The 25,914-nt window shown below is 70.5% G+C and carries 19 protein-coding genes and 1 riboswitch; of the genes, 4 read left to right on the plus strand and 15 right to left on the minus strand.

Annotated features, from left to right (window positions below; translation table 11 throughout):
• Nucleotide 1 precedes the first annotated feature (1 nt).
• The gene (locus DFR69_RS03605) at nt 2-871 is read left to right on the plus strand and encodes a potassium-transporting ATPase subunit C (protein ID WP_110035908.1); all 870 of its coding nucleotides are present in this window, start codon (nt 2-4) and stop codon (nt 869-871) included.
• 46 nt (nt 872-917) lie between these two features.
• Here the strand turns inward: DFR69_RS03605 and DFR69_RS03610 are convergent, their stop codons facing one another.
• The 10 genes from DFR69_RS03610 to DFR69_RS03655 form a co-directional block, all read right to left on the minus strand.
• Nucleotides 918-3,059: an amylo-alpha-1,6-glucosidase gene (locus DFR69_RS03610; protein ID WP_110035909.1), complete on the minus strand. Its 2,142-nt coding sequence runs from the start codon at nt 3,057-3,059 to the stop codon at nt 918-920.
• On the minus strand, nt 3,056-4,225 hold the full coding sequence (locus DFR69_RS03615; RefSeq protein ID WP_110035910.1) for a glycosyltransferase family 4 protein: 1,170 nt from the start codon (nt 4,223-4,225) through the stop codon (nt 3,056-3,058). The genes DFR69_RS03610 and DFR69_RS03615 overlap by 4 nt, the downstream gene beginning before the upstream one ends.
• Nucleotides 4,226-4,509: 284 nt before the next feature.
• Nucleotides 4,510-6,060: a PstS family phosphate ABC transporter substrate-binding protein gene (locus DFR69_RS03620; RefSeq protein ID WP_110035911.1), complete on the minus strand. Its 1,551-nt coding sequence runs from the start codon at nt 6,058-6,060 to the stop codon at nt 4,510-4,512.
• Nucleotides 6,061-6,150: 90 nt separating this feature from the next.
• Nucleotides 6,151-7,188 (minus strand): PHP domain-containing protein, encoded by a 1,038-nt coding sequence (locus DFR69_RS03625; RefSeq protein WP_110035912.1) that lies wholly within the window; start codon nt 7,186-7,188, stop codon nt 6,151-6,153.
• 3 nt (nt 7,189-7,191) lie between these two features.
• A complete protein-coding gene (locus DFR69_RS03630) occupies nt 7,192-7,773 on the minus strand; it encodes a dihydrofolate reductase family protein (RefSeq protein WP_110035913.1) in 582 nt (193 codons plus the stop codon).
• 63 nt (nt 7,774-7,836) lie between these two features.
• Complete coding sequence (gene mutM, locus DFR69_RS03635; RefSeq protein ID WP_110035914.1) at nt 7,837-8,697, minus strand: bifunctional DNA-formamidopyrimidine glycosylase/DNA-(apurinic or apyrimidinic site) lyase; 861 nt, start codon at nt 8,695-8,697, stop codon at nt 7,837-7,839.
• A 44-nt stretch (nt 8,698-8,741) separates the two neighbouring features.
• A complete protein-coding gene (gene rnc / locus DFR69_RS03640; RefSeq protein WP_110035915.1) occupies nt 8,742-9,473 on the minus strand; it encodes a ribonuclease III in 732 nt (243 codons plus the stop codon).
• A 2-nt stretch (nt 9,474-9,475) separates the two neighbouring features.
• Nucleotides 9,476-9,658: a 50S ribosomal protein L32 gene (rpmF, locus tag DFR69_RS03645; protein ID WP_067988453.1), complete on the minus strand. Its 183-nt coding sequence runs from the start codon at nt 9,656-9,658 to the stop codon at nt 9,476-9,478.
• 2 nt (nt 9,659-9,660) lie between these two features.
• Entirely contained in the window at nt 9,661-10,344 is a 684-nt protein-coding gene (locus DFR69_RS03650; protein ID WP_110035916.1) for a YceD family protein, read from the minus strand.
• Between the two features lie 86 nt (nt 10,345-10,430).
• Entirely contained in the window at nt 10,431-11,204 is a 774-nt protein-coding gene (locus tag DFR69_RS03655) for a DivIVA domain-containing protein (RefSeq protein WP_110035917.1), read from the minus strand.
• Between the two features lie 251 nt (nt 11,205-11,455).
• Here DFR69_RS03655 and DFR69_RS03660 point away from each other — a divergent pair, with 251 nt between their 5' ends.
• Nucleotides 11,456-11,980 carry a GtrA family protein gene (locus DFR69_RS03660; protein ID WP_110035918.1) on the plus strand — a complete coding sequence of 175 codons (525 nt, stop codon included), beginning with the start codon at nt 11,456-11,458 and terminating at the stop codon, nt 11,978-11,980.
• On the opposite strand, the gene coaD is transcribed toward DFR69_RS03660, so the two are convergent.
• Genes coaD through DFR69_RS03675 form a run of 3 tightly spaced genes read right to left on the minus strand, consistent with a single transcriptional unit; the run spans nt 11,977 to nt 16,424 of the window.
• Nucleotides 11,977-12,462: a pantetheine-phosphate adenylyltransferase gene (coaD, locus tag DFR69_RS03665; protein WP_110035919.1), complete on the minus strand. Its 486-nt coding sequence runs from the start codon at nt 12,460-12,462 to the stop codon at nt 11,977-11,979. The genes DFR69_RS03660 and coaD overlap by 4 nt on opposite strands.
• Before the next feature lie 3 nt (nt 12,463-12,465).
• The gene (gene rsmD, locus DFR69_RS03670) at nt 12,466-13,029 is read right to left on the minus strand and encodes a 16S rRNA (guanine(966)-N(2))-methyltransferase RsmD (protein WP_110035920.1); all 564 of its coding nucleotides are present in this window, start codon (nt 13,027-13,029) and stop codon (nt 12,466-12,468) included.
• Nucleotides 13,026-16,424, minus strand: a complete 3,399-nt coding sequence (locus tag DFR69_RS03675) for a pyruvate carboxylase (protein ID WP_110035921.1) — start codon at nt 16,422-16,424, stop codon at nt 13,026-13,028. Before DFR69_RS03675 ends, rsmD begins: the two co-directional genes overlap by 4 nt.
• Before the next feature lie 259 nt (nt 16,425-16,683).
• Nucleotides 16,684-16,897, plus strand: a riboswitch (cobalamin riboswitch).
• A gap of 136 nt (nt 16,898-17,033) precedes the next feature.
• Between DFR69_RS03675 and metE the strand changes: the two genes are divergently transcribed.
• Entirely contained in the window at nt 17,034-19,304 is a 2,271-nt protein-coding gene (gene metE / locus DFR69_RS03680) for a 5-methyltetrahydropteroyltriglutamate--homocysteine S-methyltransferase (protein WP_425271592.1), read from the plus strand.
• 302 nt (nt 19,305-19,606) lie between these two features.
• Complete coding sequence (locus tag DFR69_RS03685; RefSeq protein WP_186817545.1) at nt 19,607-21,031, plus strand: short-chain fatty acyl-CoA regulator family protein; 1,425 nt, start codon at nt 19,607-19,609, stop codon at nt 21,029-21,031.
• A gap of 4 nt (nt 21,032-21,035) precedes the next feature.
• On the opposite strand, the gene recG is transcribed toward DFR69_RS03685, so the two are convergent.
• A complete protein-coding gene (gene recG / locus DFR69_RS03690) occupies nt 21,036-23,300 on the minus strand; it encodes an ATP-dependent DNA helicase RecG (RefSeq protein WP_110035923.1) in 2,265 nt (754 codons plus the stop codon).
• The gene (locus tag DFR69_RS35725) at nt 23,301-25,709 is read right to left on the minus strand and encodes a DAK2 domain-containing protein (protein ID WP_425271590.1); all 2,409 of its coding nucleotides are present in this window, start codon (nt 25,707-25,709) and stop codon (nt 23,301-23,303) included. It abuts the gene before it with no gap.
• Nucleotides 25,710-25,914: the final 205 nt, after the last annotated feature.

Here is a 25,914-nt window from a genome sequence, read left to right on the forward strand (position 1 = left end):
AATGCGTATGTCAACCTGGATCCGCCAGCACCTGGCCGCCCTGCGCGCTCTGCTCGTGCTGACCGTGATCACCGGAATCGTGTATCCCGTCGCGGTGTTCGCGGTGGCGCAGCTGCCCGGGCTGAACGACAAGGCCGACGGCTCGCTCATCGAGCGGGACGGAAAACTGGTGGGCTCCAGCCTGATCGGGCAGTCGTTCACCGACGCCGACGGCAACGCCATGACGCAGTACTTCCAGAGCCGCCCGTCGGCCGCGGGCGACGGCTACGACCCGCTGTCCACCGCCGCGAGCAACCTCGGCCCGGAGGACATCGTCGACACGCCCGCCCGCAAGAGTCTGCTCACCACCGTGTGCACCCGCTCGAAGGAGGTCGGCGACCGTGAGGGGGTCGACGGCGCCCGGCAGTTCTGCACGAAAGACGGTGTGGGAGCGGTGCTCTCGGTGATCGGCCCGCGTGACGACGACGGCGACGTGTCGCGGCCGGCGCAGGTCGTCAGCGTCAACGAGCTGTGCCCGGCGCGGCCGTTCCTGAGCACCTTCCGCGGCGCGGCGGTGGAATGCGCGAAGGAGGGCGAGGACTACTCGGTCGGGCGGATCATCCCGATCCTCGGCGACGCACCGGTCGACGCCGCCGTTCCCGCGGACGCGGTCACCGCCAGCGGCAGCGGGCTCGATCCGCACATCTCCCCCGAGTACGCGGCCATCCAGGTCGCCCGGGTGGCGCGGGTCCGCGGGATCACCGCGGAGCAGGTCAGCGAGCTGGTCGCGGCGCACACCGCCGGACGCACCCTGGGTTTCCTCGGTGAGCCGCGCGTGAACGTCGTCGAGCTCAATCTCGCACTGGACGAGCGCTTCCCGTTCCAGGGCTGACGCACCGACTCGGGGCCGGACCCGGCACGGATCCGGCCCCGAGTCGCTACTGGTCTTCGTCGGTGATCAGCGCCCAGCCGTCGGGCAGTCCGGTCACCGTCACCGCCGACCCGCACACCTCGAGCCCGACGGTGGCGTCACCGAGCCGGAACTCCGACATCCGGACGCAGCCCCACGCCTCGGGGATCTGCGGCCGCAGGGTGAGCGTCTTGGCGGGCACATCGGGATCGAGCCCGAGGAACGAGCGCACCAGCAGCAACGGCGCCGCGCTCGCCCACGCCTGCGGCGAGCACGAGGTCGGATACGGCACCGGCGCCGCGAACCTGGCGCGCGGGAAACCACAGAACAATTCGGGCAGGCGGCCGTCGAACGCGGCGGCGGCGTCGAGCAGACCGCCCGCCAGCTTGGTCGCCAGCTCCACCGCGCCGGGCACGTGCTGATACCGCATGAGCCCGGCGACCGCGATCGCCGTGTCGTGCGGCCACACCGACCCGCAGTGGTAGCTCATCGGGTTGTAGGCGCCCATATTCGAGGCCAGGGTGCGCAGCCCGAAACCCGAATCCATCTCCGCCTTGGCCAGATTCGCGATGAGGATCTCGGCGTGCTCGTCGGTCGCGATGCCCGACCACAGGCAGTGGGCGGCATTGCTGGTCAAGGCATCGATCTGGCGCTTGCTGCCGTCCAGTGCCACGGCGTACCAGCCGCACTGGGGTAGCCAGAACTGTTCGGCGAACTTGGTCCGCAACTCGGCGGCCCGTTCGCGCATCCGCGTGGCCAGCGCGGGATCGTCGAAGGCGTCGGCCAGTTCGGCCCGCGCCAGGTAGGCCGCGTACACGTAGCCCTGGACCTCGCACAGGGCGATCGGCGCCTGCGCGATGTGGCCCGCCGCGTCGTTGATCCCGTCGAAGCTGTCCTTCCAGCCCTGGTTGATCAGGCCGCGGTCGGTGGCGCGCACGTATTCGACGAAGCCGTCGTCGTCGCGATCACCGAAGTCGGTGATCCAGCCGATCGCCGCGTCGGCCGCGGGCAGCAGCGTCGCGATGGAGGCCGGTTCGGCGCCCCAGCGCAGACATTCGGCGAGCAGCATCACGAACAGCGGTGTGGCGTCGACGGTTCCGTAGTAGATCTGGCCGCCGAGCACCTGCCCGACCGCGGGACCACGCCGCATCTCGTGCATGATCCGGCCCGGCTCCTCCTCCACCAGCGGATCCACTGTCTGGCCCTGCAACTCGGCCAGCTGCTGCAGGGTACCGAGCGCGAGATCGGTTTCCAGCGGCAGCGACATCCAGGCGGTGAGCAGCGAGTCGCGGCCGAACAACGTCATGAACCATGGCGCGCCCGCCGCGACGAACGGCCTGCCGGTGCCGGTATCGGTATGGATCTGCAACGCGCCGAGATCGCTCTCGCTGCGGCGCAGTATCCGGTTGAGCAGGGCCGAATCGGCGGTGATGTCGGTGGCGGTGGCCCGCCACGCCTGGATCTTGCGCACCGGCTCGCTGGCCCGGTACCGCTCGCCCGGCGTGCCCTGCATCTGCGGGCGCTGCGCCGCCCCCGCGGGCTGGGCCGTGATCTCGGTCTGCCAGCGACCACCGGCGGGCACGACCACCCGCCAGATCATGGTGCCGGGCAACACCATCGGCTCGATCGTGGAGGTGAGCGCGAGCCCGCGCGACAGGTCGGCCCGGTCGTGCAGCAGCAGTTCACCGTCGGAGGTCGTCATCTCCGCCCGGTGCCCGCCCATCCGGCCTTCCTTCACCGAGAACAGGTCGACGAAATCGGCGTCGACGTGCAGCTCGAGCACCACGGCGGTGGCCTCGCGGCTCATGTTCTCCAACGTGATCAGCTCGTGCATGCCCTCGGCGACGAGCCGGTCGCGCACCACGAGCAGTGTGCTGTCAGCCCGGCCCTGCTGCGGCGGTCGCCGCAGCACGAACCGGGCCGCGAAGGCCTCGGGGCTCAGGACCGACAGCGGCTCGGGCCGCTTGCCGTCGATCATGAGCTCCCAGCGCGAAATCACCCTGGCGTCACGGAAGAACAACCCCTGCGGCTTGCCCGGCTCGATGTCGCCGAGCCGATCGGACAGGCTGAAGGTGCCGCCTTCGACCAGGGTGACATTGCCTCCGTTGCCGCCGAGCCCGGCGGGTTCCCCCGCGTTGAGCGGGCTCGGCGACTCGCTGTTCAGGGTCATGCGCGCCCGCTGATCGCCGCCCCGACGGGCAGCGGCAGCGCGAAGGCGTCGCCGTACCCGATCGTGGTCTCGGCCAACAGTTGCCGGTAGACCTGTTCGTAGCCACCGCCGAGGGTGTCGGCGCCGAAATTGGCTTCCACGTAGGCCCGGCAGGCGGCCGGGTCGTAGGAGGCGACCTCGGCGATGGCGCCGGGCAGCTCGGCCGGATCGTCGCAGATCCGTCCGGTGACACCGTCGACCAGGACCTCGCTCACCGCGCCCCCACGCAACGCGACCACCGGGGTACCGGTGACCATTGCCTCGATCATCACCATGCCGAAGGGCTCCTCCCACCGGATCGGGAACAGCAGACACCGCGCTTCGGACAAGAGTTTACGCTTGTCGGTCGCGTCGGCGAGCCCGAACACGTGATCATCGGCGGTCAGCCGTGGGCGCACGTACTCCTCGAAGTACGCCTTCTCGGGCGCCTCGGAGCACTTGCCCGCCAGGATGAGCGGTATTCCGGCCTCGTGGGCGGCGTCCAGCGCCAGATGTGGACCCTTGTCCATCGTGAAGCGGCCGAGGAACAGCGCGTAATCCTTCTTCTGCTCCCGGTACGGCCACAGCTCGGGCCGCAGCGCGTTGTGCACGCGCCCCACCCACCGCAGGTCCGGCGCCAGTTCGCGCTGCCGGTCGCTGATCGCGACGAGCGAGCACTCCTTGCCGAGTTCCCGGTAGTACCGGTAGCAGTCGTCCTGCACGGGACCGTGCACGGTGACCACCGTCGGCAGCCCGAGATCGGCGTAGGCGGGCGCGTTGAGCGGGCCGGCGAACGTGTGGTCGTGGACCAGGTCGATGCCCTCGGTCTCGGCCAGGCGTTCGATCGCGCGGCGCACCCGCAGCGCGTGGACCACTTCGGGGAACGGATCACCGAGTCGTTCCGGGACGATCCGGTCCCACAGCGGGACGAAGTTCGCCTTGGTACCCGGCTCGCCCGCACCGAACAGGGTGACGTGATGGCCGCGCTCACAGAGCGAATCGACCAGATCGGCGACTACGGCCTCGACGCCGCCGTAGGCCTTGGGGGGAACATCGAAATACGGTGGAACCACCATCGCGATCCGCAGTGGGCCACCGTTGTGCTCGATCGAGTAGAGATCGGACGTGGAGAACCCGGCCGGCGACATTGCCGACATGTCTGCACTCATGACCTTCCTTCCAGGGACACAACCTCGCAACACTTGCGCGAACAAGAGATGGCCGCCTCGGCGGAGGTGGAGACGAGAGCTGCACCGCCGTCCATGGGGCATGGTTGGCCTGGCCAGACGTGGAGCGCGCCGCTGGGGCGCCCGCCTGATCAGAGGGGCCGTAGAGAAAAGTACCCCGCTACCGCGGAGTAAACCAGTCGGTTGCTGAGAATTCGTGGCGGGGAATGGCAGCCGGGACAGGAGATTCCGCCGTCAGAGCCGGTCTACGGCGTACAGAATTTCGGTTCCACCGGGTCTACGCACGGTATGTTGCCGAACTCGATCATGGTGAGCCTGGCCTTACCCCGAATCAGGTAGTCGAGGAACTGCGCGACCAGCGAATCACCGGCGACCGGCCCGTGGGTGTAGGCGTATTCGATACCGGTGAAGCGGTAGTACCCGAGCCGGATCGTGTCCTGGGTCGGCTGGACGCCGTCGATCGAGACCGGCGCGACCGCGTCGGTGGCGGCCGAGGTCTCCAGATAGCCCACCGCGCCGGGGATTTTGGCAACGAAGGTAACCACTTCCTCGGTCACGTCGACCTCGCACTGCTCGCCACCGGGAGCCATGCCGACGCAGCTGGCGTAGCGGAAGACCTTCCGGTTGTCCTCGAGCAGCCGGGCCTCGAGCGCGCGGCGGGTGCCCGAGCCCGCGGTGCGGTCGATCAGCACCACCGGCAGGTCTGGCCCGCCGATCTCGTTCCAGTTCCTGATGTTTCCCCGGTACAGGTCGCGGATCTGCTGGGTGGTCAGGTCTTTGAGCCCGACGCCGGGATGGGTCACGATCGAGAACGACGCGCGGGCGAGCGGGATCTCGGTGAGCGCCGCGAACGAGGTGCCCTTGGAGCCGTCGCCGATGGCGAGCGTCTCCTGTGTCGGCCCCGCTGTGGTCAGCGTGCGCAAGCCCGGTTCGGTGCCGTTGAACGCGAAGGTGAAATGTGCGTCGGTGCAGGTCTTCTCGTAGTTCTGGGCGGCCTTGCGGATCATCGGGGCCATGGCGGTGGAGCCGACCACGGTCAGCGAGCCCGCCGCGCAGTCACGTGGCGGCGGGTCGCCGCGCAGCACGGTCGCCAGCAACTGCACCATCACCACCAGCGCCAGGAACACGCTGAGCCCGAGCAACGCGGGTTCGCGCCGGGAGCGGCTGGTCGTCACCACGAACTGGCCGCCCTTCAGGCTGCCCGCTCGGTCGACGACCTTCTTCGCGTTGGCGTCGAGTGGATCCGGGGCAGGCCCCTCGAGTACCACCAGCAGCTTGTAGTGCTCACCGCGCTCGAGCCGTTCCTTGGGCAGCACGATGCGTGAGGTGTTGTCCGCGCCGACGCTGGGCGCGAGCTCGCGCAACCCGTCGTTGAGCACCGCGAGCGATTCGCCGCGGCGCGAGATCCGCTCGGTGACCTCCAGTGCCCGGATCTTGTGGCGGGAGAACAGCAGTCGTGGGGTGTCGTCGACGTCGTAGTCGCCACTCTCGATCACCGCGGTGCCGTAGTTCTCGATCCGGATCAGCACCACCGACACCGGATCGGGGGTCGGTGTCGCGGCGTCGGGGGCCGCGGGATCCGGCGTCGCCGCGGGAACCGCCGCCTGCGCGGCCGGATCGGCCACCGGTGCCGCGCCGTTGGCGTCGGTGAGCTGGACGCGGCTGGCGGGGGTGTTCATCTGCACGCGGTAGCCGAGCCGCTTGCGCCCGACGAACACGAACTCCCGCAGGAACGTCGCCGTCGCCACGACGAGACCGAGCAGCGACAGCACGATCTCGACCGGGAACCCACCCACGCACTCCCCCTCACCCCGGATACCTGTATCCGACTGTCTATCAGGAGAATCCGCGATGGCGCCGCACGACGCCAGGTGTTCGGCGAGTCTTCACCCCGACGTCGACGCGCACCACGCGAGCAGGTCCTCGACCGGCCACGTGTCGATCACCCGCTCGGCCCGCACGCCGTGGGCGAGCGCGCGCTCGCATCCGTAACCCTGCCAATCCAATTGGCCCGGCGCGTGGGCATCGGTGTCGATGCTGAAGTAGCAGTCCATCTCGACGGCCAGCTCGATCAGGCGCCCCGGCGGATCGCGGCGCTCGGGACGGCTGTTGATCTCGACGGCGGTGCCGTATTTTCGGCAGGCCTCGAAGACCAGTTCGGCGTCGAAGACGGATTCGGGGCGGGTGCCTCGGCCGCCTTCGACGAGGCGGCCGGTGCAGTGGCCGAGGATGTCGACGTGCGGGTTGGCCACGGCGTAGACCATGCGGTTGGTCATGGTGGCGCTGTCGTCGCGCAGGTGCGAATGCACGCTGGCGACAACGACATCGAGGCGCTCGAGCAGATCGGCGCGCTGGTCGAGGGTGCCGTCGTCGAGGATGTCGACCTCGATGCCGGTGAGGATGCGAAACGGCGCAAGTTCGTCGTTGAGTTCGGCGATCACGTCGAGCTGGCGCAGCAGGCGCTCGGCCGACAGGCCGTTGGCGACCTTGAGGCGCGGCGAGTGGTCGGTCAGCGCGCAGTACTCGTGGCCGAGCGCGGCGGCCACCCTCATCATCTCGCCGATCGGGCTGCCGCCGTCGGACCAGTCCGAGTGGGTGTGCAGGTCGCCGCGCAGCTGGGCGCGCAGCGCCGCACCGGCGGGCCCGATAGGTTTCGCGGCGCCACGCAGGTCGGCCAGATAGTCGGGAACCGCTCCGGCGCAGGCCTGTTCGATGACGGCGGCGGTCTTGGGGCCGATGCCGGGCAGGTCGCGCCAGCTGTGCGCCCGTTCGCGCTCGGCCCGTTCGTCCTCGGTCAGGCCCGCGACGACATCGGCCGCGCGCCGGTAGGCCTTCACCCGGTGGGTCTCCGCCCGCGAGCGCTCGAGCCAGAACCCGATCTCGCGCAGCGCCGCCACCGGGCCGGGGCCCGCCGCCGCCGTCATGGCCTAGGCGATCCGGCCGTACTTGAGGAAGGCGACGCCGTCGGCGTACACCCGGCTGGTGATCACCCGGAACCGTTCCGGCGTCGGCAGGCTCGCGCCGCCGCCGAACAGCGGCCGCCCCGTGCCGAGCACCACCGGGAACAGTTTCAGGAACACCTGGTCGATCTCGGGCAGCAGGGTCTGCGCCAGTTCGCCGCCGCCGCAGAGCCAGATGCCCAGTCCCGCTTCCCGTTTCAGCGCGCGCACGGCGCCGATCGGGTCCTCGGCGATCACCTCGACACCGGGGGCGGGCGATTCCGGCATCGTCGTCGACACCACGTACTGGCGCAGATGCTCGTACGGGCTCGCCGTGCCGGTACGGACACCGAAGTCGTGGGTCTTGCGGCCCATGATCACGGTGTCGAAGTAGATGTTGCCCGCCGCGATGCCGCGCGCCTCCCGCACCTTGGTGGGCAGCGTCTCGGGATACTGCGCGGTGATGGCGGGCACGTGGTCACCGCCGACCGGGAAGAAGTCCACGGTGCCGTCCTCGGCGGCGATGAACCCGTCGATCGTCGATGCCACGAAATAAGTCAGCTTGCGCATAACGTCCTCCTGCACGGACCCGGTCCGGTACGACCCGTCAGGAGAAACCGTAGCGCGCCCGGATCAGCGGCGGCGCGGCTTCCGCTGACACTTCGGGCAGGAAAACGACGAACGATTCATGAATTGTTCGCGGATCAGCAGCGTGCCGCAGCGGTCACACGGCTCGTTCACGCGGCCGTAAGCGGCCAGTGACCGGGAGAAATACCCCGATTCCCCGTTGACGTTCACATACAGCGCGTCGAAGGAGGTGCCGCCGACGGCCAGTGCCTCGGTCATCACCGCGGTCACGGCGGCCAGGAGCTTGCGCACGACGGGCCTGGTGAGCTCGGCGGCGACGCGGGTGCCGTGCAGACCGGCGCGCCACAGCGCCTCGTCGGCGTAGATGTTGCCGATGCCGGAGACCACCGTCTGGTCCAGCAGGACCCGCTTGATCTCGGTGTTCTTGGCGCGGATCGCCGCGACCACGGCCTCGGTGTCGAACAGCGGATCGAGCGGATCGCGGGCGATGTGGGCGACCGGGTCGGGCACGATCGTGCCGTCGACCTCGACGAGCTCGGCCAGCGCCCAGCCGCCGAAGGTGCGCTGATCGACGAAACGCAGTTCACTGCCGTCGTCGAGGGTCGCACGGATGTGGGCGTGCTTCTCGACGGGCGCCCCCGCGGGCTGGACCAGCATCTGCCCGCTCATGCCCAGATGGACCACCAGGGCGGTGTCGGGCTCGTCGAAGGTGAGCCACAGGTACTTGCCGCGCCTGCGCGCGCTCTCGATGGTCAGACCGGTGAGACGGGCGGCCAGATCGGCGCTGCCCGCGATATGCCTGCGCACGGAACGCGGGTGGGTGACGGCGACGCTCTCGATCACGCGACCGACGGCGTGCTCGGCCAGACCGCGCCGGACCACCTCGACTTCAGGGAGTTCGGGCACGGTTCACGCCACCTTGCCGGGCATGCCCGTGCGGGCCCGCGTGGTCACGCCTCGGAAACGGATTCGTCGGTGAGCGCCTTGTAGGCGGTCCCGGCGGCCTTCTGCTCGGCTTCCTTCTTGGAGCGGCCGACACCCTGCCCGTACGGACGACCGGCGATCACCGTGGTGGCGGTGAACTCCTTGTTGTGGTCCGGGCCGGTGGAGGTGATCTCGTAATTGGGCACACCGAGGCCACGTTCGGCGGTGAGCTCCTGCAGGCTGGTCTTCCAGTCGAGGCCGGCGCCCATGCGGGGCCCGCGCTCGAGCAGTTCGGCGAACAGGCGCAGCACGACACCACGCGCCACCTCGATGCCGTGCTCGAGGTGCACGGCGCCGAGCAGCGATTCCATGCCGTCGGCGAGGATGCTCGGCTTGTCGCGGCCGCCGGTGAGCTCTTCGCCCTTGCCGAGCAGCAGGTGCTTGCCGAGTCCGCCGTCGCCGAGACCGCGAGCGACCTCGGCGAGCGCGTGCATGTTCACCACGCTGGCGCGCAGCTTGGCGAGCTCACCCTCGGACTTCTCCGGGTGCTCGGTGTAGAGCCGCTCGGTGATGCTGAGGCCGAGGACCGAGTCGCCGAGGAACTCGAGGCGCTCGTTCGTCGGCAGACCGCCGTTCTCGTACGCGTACGACCGGTGCGTCAGCGCGAGGCGCAGCAGCTCCGGTCGTACGTCGACACCGAGGGCGGTGAGCAGGTCGGCGTGATCGACCGAACCCGCGTTGTCTTTGCTGGCTGTCACAATCAGACAGCAGCGGTGACCTGGCGGCCCTTGTAGGTGCCGCAGGACGGGCACGCGATGTGCGGGAGGGTCTTCTCACCGCAGGCACGGTTCGGGCAGGTGACCAGGGTCGGCGCGGCGGCCTTCCACTGGCTGCGCCGCGACCGGGTGTTGGAACGGGACATCCGGCGCTTGGGAACAGCCACGGCTACTTCTCCTCTGTGTTTTCGCTGGCCACGTGGGCATCGTTTGCCACGGGTGCGGATCGGTCTGGGGTGGTGGAACCCTCAGCGGGGTCGCCGGTGCCGGGCGCCTCTGCGGCGAAATTCGCCAACTTGGCCCAGCGAGGGTCCAGTATCTCATGCCCATGATCAGGACCCGCAATCGCCATCCGCACACCGCACTCGGGGCACAGGCCCGCGCAGTCCGTGGTGCACAGCGGCTGCAGCGGAAGCTCCAGCCCGATGGCGTCGAGGATCACCGGCTCGAGGTCGATGAGGTCGTCTTCCATGCGGTAGACCTCGTCGTCCTCGGTCGTCTGCTCGGTGGTGCTGTCCGGATACGCGAACAGCTCCGTCAGACGAATCTCGACCTGGTCGTCGAACGGTTCGAGGCAGCGCGAGCACTCCCCGACCGTCGGCCCGGACACCGTGCCGGTGACCAGCACACCCTCCGAGACGGCCTGCAACTGCAGGTCGAGTTCCACCGCGGCGTCGGCCGGGATGGCGATCAGGTCGAGACCCAGCCGCTCGTGGTCGGTGACCGTGCGCCGCAGCTCCCGCATGGTTCCCGGCCTGCGGCCGAGACTGCGGACATCCAGCACGAAGCCCGCGTCGGACACAGGACCATGGGTCTTGTGCGGACGCGACGGCGAACCGGAACCGGCGGACATCACTGACTCACTCACTTCTGAGGGGATTTGGGCAACCACTCAACAGTACGGCAGGACCCCGCCCGAACTCAAAACGCGCGACGGGCTCAGCGCCGGTGGTCAGCCGCGTACTCGGGATATTCCGGCGCCGGAGCGCCGCGCATCTGCTGCCGACCGCGGGTGATCGTGCGCCGGGTGGTGTTGAGCGTCTCCTCGATTTCGGCGAGCCTGCCGCCGAAATCGGCCATGCGCTCGTCGACGTAGTCGTCGCATTCGGCACGCACCCGGTCGGCCTCGGCCTGGGCGGTGTCGATCAGGCGGGCCGACTCGGCGTGGGCCGCGCGCACCACCTCGGTCTGCGCGACCAGCCTGGCCTGCTCGGCCTTGCCGTCGGCGACCGAACGCTCATAGGAGTCCTTGCCCGCCTGGATCGCCCGGTCGGCGTCGACCTGGGCGCGGCCGGTGAGCTCGTCGTATTCGGCGTTGCCGTCGGCGATCACCTGCTCGGCCTCGGCCTGCGCTTCGGCGACCAGCCGGTCGGCGTGCGTGGTGGCCTCGGCGACCATGCGGTCGGCGTGCGCCTTGGCCTCGGCGAGGATGCGGTCGGCCTCGGCGCGCGCGGACTCGATGGTGGTGCGGGCCTGCTCGTTGGCCGAGGTGACGGTGGCCTCGGCGCCCGTGCGGGCGTCGCCGACGATCTTGTCGCGGTGGTCGAGCACGTCCTGGGCGTCGTCGAGTTCGCCGGGCAGGGCGTCGCGGACATCGTCGAGCAGTTCGAGGACGTCACCGCGCGGCACGATGCAGCTGCGGGTCGGCGGGATGCCGCGCGCCTCTTCGACGATGGCGACCAGTTCGTCGAGTGCTTCGAATACGCGATACATGCTCACTACCCTCCTGCTGAATCCCGGCGAAACCGCTGCCGTCCCGGCCCAGTCTGCCCGGCCGACGCGCGTGTTCCGAATGTCGTCGCGGTGTGTCGCGACAGTGTCCTAGATCGCACCGATATCAAGTGGAGTGCAGCCCTCCACTTCCGCTACCATCGGGAGGCACGACAACGCCGTCCGCCGGGAAGCACTACACGTTTTCTGCTGTTGTACTCCTCGACGCTCGTTCATTGCGATCGGAGTCGACCATGACCGTTCTGGAAACACCGAGAATCTCGGTGTCGCACCTTCCGGGCATGGTCACACCCTGGGTCGGTCCATTCCCCGCGCTCGCCCCCACCAAACCCGTGGTGCGCCCGCGCGTCGACCGGACGCTGACCTACCTGCGCGGCGACCGTGCCCTCCCCCAGCTCATCCGGTTCGCCCTGGTCGGTGGGTCCAGCAACATCGCCTATGTGCTGCTGTTCTTCGCCATGCACGGCGTCGGCCCGCTGATCGCGAATGTCGCGGGCTCGGTCGTGAGCACGGTCATCGCCAACGAACTGCACCGCCAGCTCACCTTCCACGCCGCCGACCGGGTCACCTGGTTCACGGCGCAGTGGGAGGGCGGCGGCCTGGCGCTGCTCGGTCTCGGCATCACCACGGCGGGCCTGGCCGCGCTCGGCGTCTGGGCACCCGGCCTGGGCGACACCGTCCAGGCGCTGGCCGTCCTCGCCATCACCGCGGCCGTCGGCGGGATGCGCTTCCTGGCCCTGCGCGGCCTGGTCTTCTAGCCGCGCCGCTCGGCCAGGCGGTCGAGCAGCCGCTTGTGGACGGCGGGCGGCAGCATGTCGCTGACCTCACCGCCGTAGGCCGCGACCTCCTTCACCAGCGAGCTGGACAGGAAGCTCAGCGAGGGGTTGGTGGCGATGAAGAAGGTGTCGACGCCCGCGAGCTTGTGGTTCATCTGCGCCATCTGCAGCTCGTAGCCGAAGTCACCCGCGTCGCGCAGGCCCTTGACGATCGCGCCGACGCCTTCCTGCTTGGCGAAGTCGACCAGCAGGCCCTGCCACGAGGCGACGCGCACGTTGGGCAGGTGAGCGACCGCTTCGCGCAGCAGGTCCATCCGCTCGTCGACGGTGAACATGCCCTGTTTCTTGGGGTTCACCATGACGGTGATGATCACCTCGTCGAACTGCGCGGCCGCGCGGGTGAACACGTCGAGGTGACCGTTGGTCACCGGATCGAAGGAGCCGGGGCACAGTGCAGCAGCCATGGCTCAGACGCTAGCACCGAACTCGGCGAGCTCGATTCTGGTCTCCCCGTATCTGCGCGGCTTCAGCGCCGCATAGCCTGCGGGCCAGGTGATTTCGGGTGAGCGGATGGACCGTTCCACGATCACCAGCGCGTCGGGCGCGAGCCAGCCGTTGCTCGCCAGCGCGACCAGGTCGGCGACCACGTCCTCGGTGCTCACCTCGTACGGCGGGTCCGAGAAGACCAGGTCGTACGCGGCGGGCGCGGCGTGGGCGAGCACTGAGCCGACCGCGCCGAGGCGCAGTTCGGCGCCGGGCAGGCCGAGTTCGGCGATGTTGGCGCGCACCACCGCCGCCGCCTTGCGATCGGACTCGATCAACAGGGCGTGCGCGGCGCCGCGCGAGAGCGCCTCCAGGCCGAGCGCGCCGGACCCCGCGTACAGGTCGACGACCCGCGCGCCGTCGAGGTCCAGGCGTGCGTCGATCGCGCTGAACAGGGCTTCGCGCACCCGGTCCGAGGTGGGCCGGGTACCGGCGGGCGGCACCTTCAGGCGCCGCCCGCCCGCCGTCCCGGCGACGATGCGCGTCATTCCGACTCGCGCGCAGCCAGTTCCACCAGCAGATCGCCGCCCTCGACCTGCTGCACCTTGGCCGTGGCGATCCGGCCGACGATGCCGCCGCGCGGCGCGGTGATGGCGGCCTCCATCTTCATGGCCTCGATGGTGCCGATGGTGTCGCCCGCGTGGATCTCCTCGCCCTCCGACACCGCCAGCGTGACGACGCCGGCGAACGGCGCCGCGATGTGGCCGGGGTTGTTCTTGTCGGCCTTCTCCACCGCGGGCACCTCGGACGCGATGGACCGGTCACGCACCGCGACCGGGCGCAGCTGCCCGTTCATGATGCACATGACGGTGCGCATGCCCTTCTCGTCGGGCTCGGAGATCGCCTCGAGGCCGATGAGCAGGGTGACGCCCTTCTCCAGCTGCACGCGATGTTCCTCGCCGCGCCGCAGGCCGTAGAAGAACTGGTTCTCCGACAGGCCGGTGGTGTCGCCGTACTTGTCGCGGTGCGCCTGGAATTCGGCGGTCGGGCCGGGGAAGAGCAGCCGGTTGAGGGTGTCGCGGCGTTCCTGCGAGGTGCCGTCGAGCCCGGCCTGATCCGCCGCGGTGAGTGGGGTCTCCGGCTTGGGCTCGCTGCGCCCGGCCAGCGCCTTGCTGCGGAAGGGCTCCGGCCAGCCGCCCGCGGGGGTGCCGAGTTCGCCGCGCAGGAACCCGATGACCGAGTCCGGGATGTCGTAGCGGCCCGGGTCGGCGGCGAAGTCCTCGATGTCGACGCCGCTGCCGACCAGGGCCAGGGCCAGGTCGCCGACGACCTTCGACGACGGGGTCACCTTGATCAGGCGGCCGAGCAGCCGGTCGGCGGCCGCGTACTTGGCCTCGACCTCCTCGAAACGATCACCGAGCCCGAGCGCGATGGCCTGCTGACGCAGGTTCGACAGCTGACCGCCGGGGATCTCGTGGGTGTAGACGCGGCCGGTCGGCGCGGGAAGGCCCGACTCGAACGGCGCGTACACCTTGCGCAGCGCTTCCCAGTACGGCTCGAGGTCGCACACGTGCTGCAGGTTCAGGCCGGTGTCGTGCTCGGTGTGCGCGGCCGCGGCCACGATCGCCGAGAGGGCGGGCTGGGAGGTGGTGCCCGCCATCGCCGCCGACGCGCCGTCGACCGCGTCGGCGCCGGCCTGCCAGGCGGCGAGGTAGGTGGCGAGCTGGCCGCCGGGGGTGTCGTGGGTGTGCACGTGCACCGGCAGGTCGAAGTTCGAGCGCAGCGCGGTGACCAGCTTGGCCGCCGAGGGCGCGCGCAGCAGGCCGGCCATGTCCTTGATCGCGAGCACGTGGGCGCCCGCGTCGACGATCTGCTCGGCCAGCTTCAGGTAGTAGTCCAGTGTGTAGAGCGACTCGTTCGGGTCGAGCAGGTCGCCGGTGTAGGACAGCGCGACTTCGGCCACGGCCGTTCCGGTTTCGCGGACGGCGGCGATCGCCGGCCGCATCTGGTCGACGTTGTTGAGCGCGTCGAAGATGCGGAAGATGTCGATGCCGGTGTCGGTGGCCTCCTGGACGAAGGCGCGGGTCACCTGCTCGGGGTAGGGCGTGTAGCCGACCGTGTTGCGTCCGCGCAGCAGCATCTGCAGGCAGATGTTGGGGACGGCCTCGCGTAGCGCGGCCAGGCGCTCCCACGGGTCCTCGTGCAGGAACCGCAGCGCCACATCGTAGGTCGCGCCGCCCCATGCCTCGATCGAGAGCAGTTCCGGGGTCAGCCGGGCCACGTGGCCCGCGACGCCGAGCAAGCCGTTGGTGCGCACGCGGGTCGCCAGCAGCGACTGGTGCGCGTCGCGGAAGGTGGTGTCGGTGACGCCGAGCGCCTTCTGCTCGCGCAGCGCCTTCGCGAAGCCCTCCGGGCCGAGCGCGAGCAGGCGCTGACGGGAACCGGCGGGCGGCTCGACGGTCATGTCGATGGCGGGCAGCTTGTCGTACGGGTACACCGTGGTCGGGCGCTCGCCGTGCGGCTTGTTGACGGTGACGTCGGCCAGGTAGCTCAGGATCTTGGTGCCGCGGTCGGCCGAGCCGCGCGAGGTGAGCAACTCGGGGCGCTCGTCGATGAACGAGGTGGTGACCCGGCCCGCCTGGAAGTCGGGATCGTCGAGCACCGCCAGCAGGAACGGGATGTTGGTCGTGACGCCACGGATGCGGAACTCGGCCAGCGCGCGCCGGGCGCGGGCAGCCGCGGCGGGCAGGTCGCGACCGCGGCAGGTCAGCTTGACCAGCATCGAGTCGAAGTAGGCGCCGATCTCGGCGCCCAGGTTCGCGCCGCCGTCGAGGCGGATGCCCGCACCGCCCGGCGTGCGGTAGGCGGTGATGCGGCCGGTGTCGGGGCGGAAGCCGTTGGCCGGGTCCTCGGTGGTGATGCGGCACTGCAGCGCGGCGCCGCGGATGGCCACCGCGTCCTGGCTCAGACCCAGGTCGGCCAGGGTCTCTCCCGCCGCGATCCGCAGCTGCGACTGCACGAGGTCGACGTCGGTGATCTCCTCGGTGACCGTGTGCTCGACCTGGATGCGCGGGTTCATCTCGATGAACACGTGGTTGCCGCGCTCGTCGAGCAGGAACTCCACGGTGCCCGCGTTGCTGTAGCCGATCTGGCGGGCGAAGGCCACCGCGTCGGCGCAGATGCGTTCGCGCAGTGCGGGATCCAGGTTCGGCGCGGGCGCGAGCTCGATCACCTTCTGGTGGCGGCGCTGCAGCGAGCAGTCGCGCTCGAACAGGTGCATGACGTTGCCGTGCTGGTCGGCCAGGATCTGCACCTCGATGTGGCGCGGGTTCACCACGGCCTGCTCGAGGAACACGGTCGGGTCGCCGAAGGCCGACTCGGCCTCGCGCGAGGCCGCCTCGATCGACTCGCGCAGCTGTTCGGGCGCGGCCACCCGGCGCATGCCGCGGCCACCGCCGCCGGCGACGGCCTTGACGAAGATCGGGTACTCGAACTCCTCGGCCGCGGCCAGCAGGGCGTCGATGTCGGCGCTCGGCTCGCTGGACTTCAGCACCGGCAGACCGGCCGCCTTGGCGGTGGCGATGGCGGTGGCCTTGTTGCCCGCCATCTCGAGCACGGCGGCCGAGGGGCCGATGAAGGTGATGCCCTCGCGCTCACAGGCGGCGGCGAGGTCGGGGTTCTCCGAGAGGAAGCCGTAGCCGGGGTAGATGGCGTCGGCACCGGCGCTCTTGGCGGCGTCGATGATCGCCTCGATCGACAGGTACGCCCGGACCGGGTGTCCTTCCTCGCCGATCTGGTAGGACTCGGCCGCCTTCAACCGGTGCACGGAATTGCGGTCCTCGTGCGGGAACACCGCGACCGTTCCGATGCCTAGCTCGTATGCCGCGCGGAAGGCGCGAATGGCGATCTCACCACGATTGGCGACCAAGACTTTCGAGAACATTGGACCACGGTACCCGGACGTGACCGGACCACCGGCACGCAAGGTGGCTTCGCAGCAATCTTCACACCGCACACCGGCCCACCTGCGAAGTTGCGTTCACCCGGCCGTCACATCTCACCGTGCCGACCGGTCGGCGGTGCGGGCGGTCCGCGCAGGTCAGCACCCAGGCGAGGGGCCGGGCGCTCGCCGCGGGCGTCCGCGCGGCCTATGCTGGGTGACGCAGCTGGTTCGCCGGCGCGGTGGAAGAGTCGGAGCCCCGACCTCCCGCGCGGGCGTCGACGCCCGGACACGCACGATCGCGCCGGGCGGAGAGGGAACCCGGTGGGAATCCGGGACTGTCCCGCAGCGGTATGCCGGAACGACCACCGTCATCAGCACTGGGCACGACACCTGGGAAGCGACGGTCAGTAGGTCGGTCGATCACACGACCGGTGCCGGCGAGTCCGAAGACCTGCCGACTGTGCCGGATACGCCGTATCCGGCGGCCACCGCCTCGTGGATCGGGCGCGCGGACCACCTGTGCCGACCCGCCGCGCCCGCGCGACGGGTCCCGGAGGTGTCGACGTGCGCCCTGAGTACGGCGGCGGCTCCCGCACGAGACACTGGAGAATCTCCGTGACTGTTTCGCACTCTCCCTTCACCGCAACGGTTCTCGGCCTGCCGAGGATCGGCCCGAACCGGGAACTCAAGCGCGCCATCGAGTCCTACTGGGCGGGCCGCGCCGACGCCGAGCAGCTGCACGCTGTCGCCCGCACGCTGCGCGCCGCGCAGTACGCCGAACTGCGCTCGGCCGGACTGGATTCGATTCCCGTCGGCACCTTCTCCTACTACGACCAGATGCTCGACACCGCCGTCCTGCTCGGCGCGCTCCCGCCGCGCGTCGACGCGATCACCGATCCGCTGGACCGGTATTTCGCCGCGGCCCGCGGCACCGAGACGGTCGCGCCGCTGGAGATGACCAAGTGGTTCGACACCAACTACCACTATCTGGTCCCCGAGATCGACGCGAGCACCACCTTCACTCTGCACCCGGACAAGCTGCTCGCCGAGCTGGCCGAGGCGATCGAGCTCGGCGTACCCGCCCGTCCGGTGGTGATCGGACCGCTGACCTTCCTGAAGCTGGCCAAGTCCGCCGACGGCCCGGCCCTGGACCGGCTGCCGGAACTGCTGCCGCTGTATCGCGAGCTGCTGGCCCGGCTGGGTGCGGCGGGCGCGCACTGGGTCCAGCTCGACGAGCCGGCGCTGGTCACCGACCTGACCGCGGCCGAGATCGCGCTCCTGCGAGAGACCTACACCGAACTCGCGGCCGCGACCGACCGCCCCGCGATCCTGGTGGCGACCTACTTCGGGCATCCCGACGCCGCTCTGGCCGCGCTCGCCGACACCGGGATCGACGGTGTGGCCCTCGATTTCACGGCGGGCACCGACCTCGCCGCGGTGGCCGCCCTGCCCGCCCTCGCGCGCACCCTCGTCGTCGCCGGGGTGGTCGACGGCCGCAACATCTGGCGCACCGACCTCGACGCGGCGCTCGCCACGCTGGGCACCCTGCTCGGCAGCGCGGGCGCGGTGGCCGTGGCGAGTTCGTGCTCGCTGCTGCACGTGCCGTACTCGCTCGCCCCGGAGACCGGACTCGACGAGCGGTTGCGCTCCTGGCTCGCCTTCGGCGCCGAAAAGGTCGATGAGATCAGGGTTCTCGCGACCGCGATCACCCAGGGCACGCCCGCGGTCGCCACCGAGCTGGCCGCCGCTCGCGCGGCCGCCGAGTCGCGCCGCGCCGACCCGCGCCTGCACGACCCGCGCGTGCGTGGCCGGATCGCGGCGCTCGACGACGGCGACCTGACCCGCGCACCCGCCGACGAGCGACGCGCGCGCCAGCGCGACCACCTCGACCTGCCGCTCCTGCCGACCACCACCATCGGCTCCTACCCGCAGACCGCGGCCATCCGGCGGGCCCGTGCCGCCGTGCGCAAGGGCGAGATCGACGAGACCGAGTACGTGCGCCGGATGCGCGCCGAGATCGCCGCGGTGATCACCCTGCAGGAGCGGCTCGGTCTGGACGTGCTGGTGCACGGCGAGCCCGAACGCAACGACATGGTCCAGTACTTCGCCGAGCTCCTCGACGGTTTCGCCGCCACCGAGAACGGCTGGGTGCAGTCCTACGGCACCCGCTGCGTGCGCCCGCCGATCCTGTTCGGCGACGTCTCGCGGCCGACGCCGATGACACTGTCGTGGATCGGCTACGCCCAGTCGCTCACCGACAAGCCGGTCAAGGGCATGCTCACCGGACCGGTGACCATCCTGGCCTGGTCGTTCGTCCGCGACGATCAGCCACTGGCCGAGACCGCCAGGCAGGTCGCCCTCGCCATCCGCGACGAGACCGTCGACCTGGAAGCCCAGGGCGCGCGGATCATCCAGGTCGACGAGCCCGCCCTGCGCGAGCTCCTGCCGCCGCGCGTGAGCGACCAGCCCGCCTACCTGCGCTGGTCGGTGGACGCGTTCCGGCTGGCCACCGCGGGCGTCGCCGACACCACCCAGGTGCACACCCACCTGTGCTATTCGGAGTTCGGCGAGGTGATCTCGGCGATCGCGGGTCTGGACGCGGATGTGACCTCGATCGAGGCCGCCCGCTCGCACATGGAGGTGCTCGACGATCTCAACGCGGCCGGCTTCGCGCTCGGGGTCGGCCCCGGTGTCTACGACATCCATTCCCCGCGCGTCCCGTCGGTCGAGGAGATCACCGCCTCGCTGCGCGCGGCTCTCGACGCCGTTCCCGCCGAACGGCTCTGGGTGAATCCCGACTGCGGGCTCAAGACGCGCGGGCCGTTCGAGGTCGAGGCCGCCCTGCGCAACCTGGTGACGGCGGCCGTGGCGCTGCGCTGAGCCGAACCGCCCCGGACGGACCTCCGCCGTCCGGGGCGGTGCTCGGGCCGAAGTTGATACGGTGATACCCGTTCGCTCTGGGTACTCCCTCGGCAACCGCGCGGCACGCACCGGACCGGCTGCCCCGACACCCGAGACAGGCCCGCATCGACCGGCGGGCCCCGCCCCGCATGCCCCGATTCGGCGCTTCGCACGTTACGCACGGGTAGACACAGGTAAAATCCCTTGCAGGACTGGACTTCTCCGCACGCGATCGTCCATTAGAGCGAACATTGCGAACTCGGAGCGTTAGGATCTCCGACGTGCGGAAGATGTACGCGGGGGCCCGGCTTCGACGGCTGCGTGAAGAACGAAGGATGACTCAGGCGGCGTTGGCGAAATCGCTGGATCTCTCGCCCAGTTATCTCAATCAGCTCGAGCGCGATCAACGCCCGCTCACCATTCCGGTTCTGCTGAAACTGAACTCGACCTTCGATCTCGACGTGCAGTTCTTCGCTGCCGACTCCGACGCACGGCTGGTCTCGGACCTGCACGAGGTCCTGGTCGAGGCGGCGGGCGGCGGCGACACCGCGCCGATCACCGAGGTCGAGGAGCTCGCGACCAGATTGCCCGAGGTGGCGCGGATCGTCATCGCGATGCACCGCCGCCTGCGCGCGGCCACCGATCAGCTCGATCTGCTGTCCTCGCGGGTGGACAGCAACGCGGGCGCGCCCGGCGCCCCGATGCCGTACGAGGACGTGCGCGACTTCTTCTACGACCACCGCAATCACATCGCGACGCTCGATCACGCCGCCGAGCAGCTGTTCGAGGAATCCGGCCTGAGCATCGGCTCGCTGGACCGGCAACTGGCCAGAGTCGCCGAGGAGCGCGCCGGCGTCACGGTGCTCGTGCGCGGCGACGGCGCCGACCCGAGCATCCCGAAACGCCACTACGACCCCGACACCCGCACGCTGACCCTGGCCCGGCGGCTGCGTCCCGGTCAGCGCGCCTTCCAGATCGCGGGCACCCTCGGACTGCTGCTCTACGGCCGCGAGATCGACAACGTGCTGGCCGAATCACGGGCGCTCACCGGCGAATCCCGCACGCTGGCCAGGGTCGGGCTGGCCAACTACTTCGCTGGCGCGCTGATCCTGCCCTACGGCCGCTTCCTGCGCTCGGCCGAGGAACTGCGCTACGACGTCGACCTGCTCTCGCTGCGGTTCGAGGTCGGCTTCGAGACCGTCTGCCACCGGCTCAGCACCCTGCAGCGGCAGGGTCAGCGCGGGGTGCCGTTCTTCCTGGTCCGCACCGACCGGGCGGGCAACATCTCGAAACGGCAGTCCGCCACGGCGTTCCATTTCTCCCGGGTCGGCGGCAGCTGCCCGCTGTGGGTCACCCACGAGGCGTTCGCGCATCCCGGTCGCATCCTCACCCAGATCTCGGAGATGCCCGACGGCCGCCGCTACCTGTGGATCGCCCGCACCACCCCGACCACCGCGCAGGGCTTCGGCGCGGCGGCGAAGAACTTCGTCATCGGGCTCGGCTGCGATATCGAATACGCGGACCGGCTGGTGTACTCACAGGGTCTGCAACTCGACGACCCGCAGGTGGCGGTGCCGATCGGCGCCGGGTGCAAGGTGTGCGAGCGCGCCGCGTGCCCGCAGCGCGCCTTCCCGCAGATCGGGCGGCCGCTCGCCGTGGCCGAACACACCAGCACCGATCTGCCGTATCCGCGCCTGCCGCGCTGAGCGTTCAGGACTTGGCGAGGTATTCGATGCGTTCGCCGTCGACGGCCGCGTGCATCATCCCGGCCAGACCGGGATGGCGCACCAGTCCGGGATCCTCGGCGACCACCTGGCGCGCCAGCTCCTGGGCGGCGGTGATCACTTCGAGGTCGTCGAGCAGTGACAGCAGGCGCAGCGAACGCGCGGTACCGGACTGGGCCGCGCCGAGCACGTCGCCCTCGCGGCGCTGACGCAGGTCGAGTACCGAGAGTTCGAAACCGTCGGTGGTCGCCGCGACGGCCTCGAGCCGCGCCATCGCGGTGCCGCCGGGCGCGGCGTCGGTGACGAGCAGGCACAGACCGGGATGCTCGCCACGCCCGATGCGCCCGCGCAGCTGGTGCAGCTGACTCACGCCGAACCGGTCCGCGTCGACGATCACCATCACCGTCGCGTTCGGCACGTCGACGCCGACCTCGACGACCGTCGTACACACCAGGACATCGATGGCGGCGTCGTTGAACTGCCGCATGACGTGGTCCTTCTCGTCGGACGGCAGCCTGCCGTGCAGCAGCCCCACCCGGACCCCGGCCAGCGGCCCGGCGCGCAGCGTCTCGTACATGTCGACGGCGGCCTGCGTGGTCGGCCCTTCCTTTTCTTCCGCCGACTTCTTGCCCTTGGCCGGCGGCGCGTCGGGATCCTCGCCGATCCGCGAGCACACCACATACGCCTGCCTGCCCTGGCCGACTTCCTCGAGAATCCGTTCCCACGCGCGATCCACCCAGCCCGGATGCAGTTTGCGCGGAACGACTCTCGACACGATCGGGGAGCGGCCGCGCGGCAGCTGGGTGAGGGTGGAGGTCTCCAGGTCGCCCAGGGTCGTCATGGCGATGGTGCGGGGAATCGGCGTCGCGGTCATCACCAGCAGGTGCGGGCTGATGCCGTTCTTGGCCTTGGCCCGCAACGCATCGCGCTGCTCGACGCCGAAGCGGTGCTGTTCGTCGACGACGACGAGGCCGAGGTCGAAGAACTCCACGGCGTCCTGGATGAGGGCGTGGGTCCCGATGACCAGGCCCGCCTCGCCGGTCACCGCGTCGAGCAGGGCCGCCTTCTTGGCCGCCGTCGACATCGATCCGGTGAGCAGCACCACCTTGGTCGAGTGTTCGGCCGCGCCGAGTTCACCCGCGGTGCCGAGCTCGCCCAGCATCGCCCGCAGTGAGCGATAGTGCTGGGCGGCGAGGACTTCCGTCGGTGCAAGCAGGGCGCACTGCCGACCGGAATCGACCACCTGGAGCATGGCGTGCAGCGCGACGATCGTCTTGCCCGAGCCCACCTCGCCCTGCAGCAGGCGATGCATCGGCCGGGTACGGGACAGGTCGGCGGAGATCTCGTCGATCACCTGCTGCTGGCCCTCGGTGAGTTCGAAGGGCAGCCGCTCGTCGAAGGCGGCCGCGATCCCGTCGGTGGCGGGCGGACAGGCGGGCGCGGTGCGGCCCTCCACCTCGTGCCTGCGCTCGGCGAGCACCAGCTGCAGGGCCAGCGCCTCGTCGAAACGCAGCCGGTCCCTGGCCTTCTCGATGTCGAGCTTGTGTTCGGGCAGGTGGATCAGGCGCAGCGCGTCGGAGACCTCGAGCAGCCCGCGGTCCTCGCGCAGCTCGGTGGGCAGCGGGTCCTCGATGGGGTCGAGCTGGTCGAGGACCTGGCGGATGCAGGCGAGCAGGTCCCAGCTCTGTACCTTCGCCGTCGCCGGGTACACGGGGACGAACTCCCGCTCGAAGAACGCCGCGTCCACTCCCCCCGCGCCTTTCGCGCTCTGCGCGAGCCCGCGCAGCGCCCCGCTGCCGCGCACCGAGGTGAGCTCCTCGACGCCGGCCTCGGCCTTGTCGGGCAGGATCAGGTAGTCGGGGTGCGAGAGGTTCCAGCGGTCGGGCCGCCACCAGTGCACGGTGCCCGACATCATCGCCCGCACACCCTCTTTCACCAGGTAGCGCACCTTGTCGCCGTTGAAGAAGGTGGCCTCGATCGGGCGGGCGGCACCGGTGTCGAGCTGCACCTTCAGCAGGGAGCCGCGGCGGTTCTTCATCGGGCGCAGTTCGGTTTTGGTGATCCGGCCGATCACGGTGATGTGCGCGCTCTCCTCCGGTTCCTCCTCGGTGAGCGGCTGCCCCTGGGTGGCGTAGCGCACCGGATAGTGGCGCAGCAGGTCCTCGACCGTGGTCATGTCGAACGCCTCGGTCAGCCGGTCGGCGGCCTTCACCCCGAGGACGTGATCGAGCCGGTCACTCAACGTCGCCATCTACTCGACCCCTATCTGCACCAGATCCGCTTGCTGCCCACCGGAATACACCACGACCTCGACACCCGGGAAACCGGCCGTCACATGTTCGGCCAGGACCGCGCCCAATTCGGGGCCGGCGTCGGCGCCCATCAGCAGAGTCACCAATTCGCCACCGAGACCGAGCATCCGGTCCAGCAGGATGCGGCCTGCGCCGACCACATCGGGGTCGATCACCACCACGTCGTGGCCGACGAGGCCGAGACCGTCACCGGGCGAACACATTCCGACCATGGTCAGCGCGCGCACCCGGGCCGCCCGCAGCGCGCCCCACCGGGTGGTCGCGGCCGCCTCCGACATCGCGAACGCGTCGTCCACCGCGATCCGTCCCCGATCGTGCACCGCGAGCGCGGCCAGCCCCTGCACCATCGACGCGCTCGGCAGCAGCAAGACGTCACGTGACCCGTCACGGGCGGCGACACCGGCGGCGACGAGTTCCTGCGCGGGCAACGCCCCGTTCGGCAGAACGAGGACTTCGCGATGGGGCATGGCGCGGATCGCGGTGAGCAGCGCGGTCGTGTCGAGTTGCCGGTCGCCGCGCAGCACCACCGCGCCCGCGTCCTCGAACAGGCTCGCGGCGGCGGCACCCGAGGCCACGGCGAGGATGCCGCGGTCGGCGAGGTGGTTCGTGGCCGCGTGCCCGCCGTCCGCCGGGTGGGCTCCAGTGTTGCCCGGTATCTGGACGGCGGTCCCGACGGAGTCCGTGTCGGCCGCGAACCCGCCGGGGACAGGCGCGGCGAGGTCCGCTGCGCCGAGCGGACGGCCGTCCGCCTCTCCGTGAGTGGCGTGCCTGGCCCCGTCGACGGAGCCGTGCGCGCCGTCGCCGTCACAGGAGGACGGCGAGGCGATGTCGTGATGCGCGCCTCCGTGCGGCGCCGTCACGGCGAAGCTCTCGATCCGGATGCCGGTCAGCGTGCCGATCGCCAACCCCGCCTCGATCGCGGCCCCCGCGTCCCGGCAGTGCACATGCGCCGACCAGGTGCTGTCCCCATCCCCCACCACGACGACCGAATCACCGAGCACGGCGAGCCGATCTCGCAACCCACCAGCCGCCACCTCATCGGTCCCGGAGATCACATACATGACCTCGAAATGCGGGTCGGCGTCGTCGGACCGTTCCTGCTCGTCCCAGAGATCGGCGGCACGTGACGACGCAGCGTCTACACCGGCCGCAATCTGCGCGGCAGTAACGATCCCACCCGCCGCCACCCGCCCGCCGGCGTCGGTCCCACTCGCCGCAAGCCGCGCGGCAGCATCGGCCTCCTCCGCCGCAGGCCGCCCGCCAATGTCGGCCCCACCCATCGCGGACCGCCCGCTTGCTTCGGTCCCACTCGCCCGCGTCGCAAACCCCGCGTCTGCATCGGCCCCACCCGTCGCAGACCGCCCAGCAGTGCCGGTCGCAGCCACCACGCCGTCCGCTGTCGTTCCCGGAGCCGCACCGCGCGCTGTCGTCGCCGGCGCCGCGACGACCGTGGGCGGATCGGCGCTCGCCGTGCCGGGGGTGTGCGGTCCGTCGGCCTGGCGGGGACGGTCATCGGCACCGGGGGCCCGACGGTCGCCGGATCCGGCACGGGTATAGGGGTCGCGGGTCGGTGCTTCGCCGCAGATCTGGCCGACGAGACAGTCGAGGAGTACGAGGAGGCCGCGGGCTCCGGCGTCGACGACGCCCGCCGCGCGGAGCACGCCCAGTTGCGTGGGCGTCTCGTTCAGCGCGCGGGCTGCGCCTTCGGCCGCCGACCGGGCCACGGCCGCCAGGACCGGGTCCGTCGACTCGGCCGCGGCGACCGCGGCGCGGTCGAGGACGGTCAGGATCGTTCCCTCGACGGGGGAACTGAGCCCGGTGCGCACGAGCACCGCCGCCCGGCGCAGAGCCGTGCGCAGCCGGTCTCCGGTCAGCGGGCCGTCACCGACCGCTTCCGCGATCCCACGCATGACCTGCGAGAGGATGATGCCGGAGTTGCCGCGAGCGCCGGTCGTCGCACCGCGGGCAAGCGCCTTGGCGACCTCGTGCGCCGACAGCGCAGGGTCGGAGCCGCTCCGCGCTCCGGCATCACCAGCCACCGGCACGGCACCGCCAGCCACCGGCACGGCACCGCCAGCCACCGGCACGGCACCGCCAGCCGTCGGCGCCGCGTCGCAGGCCGTCGGCGCCGCGTCGCAGGCCGATTCCGCCGCCGCGTCGAAGGCCGCTTCAGCCGCCGCGACCGCCGCCCGCATGGTGGCGAGGAGATTGGTGCCGGTGTCGGAGTCGGCGATGGGGAACACGTTGAGGGCGTTGATCTCGGCGCGGCGCAGTTCCAGGTCGGTGCGGCAGGTTCGGGCCCAGGCCAGCAGCTCGGCGCCGTCGAGCGCCTCCCGCACGTGCGACACCGCCACCTCACTCCCCGTTCCACGTGCCCGCCCGCCGAGCACGCACGCCAGGTTAGCGGCAGCGGCCGACAGCGGTATGCTGAGCGCGGACGGGCCCGTCATCCGGGCCGTGCCCGGCGTGTCGACCGGGACACCCGGTTTGGAAGATCACGGCCCGGCCAGCTACCCTTGCAGGGTTGCCTCGCGCGGCCGATCCCGGTCTGCG

Source organism: Nocardia neocaledoniensis (assembly GCF_003182135.1).
Classification (GTDB): domain Bacteria; phylum Actinomycetota; class Actinomycetes; order Mycobacteriales; family Mycobacteriaceae; genus Nocardia; species Nocardia neocaledoniensis.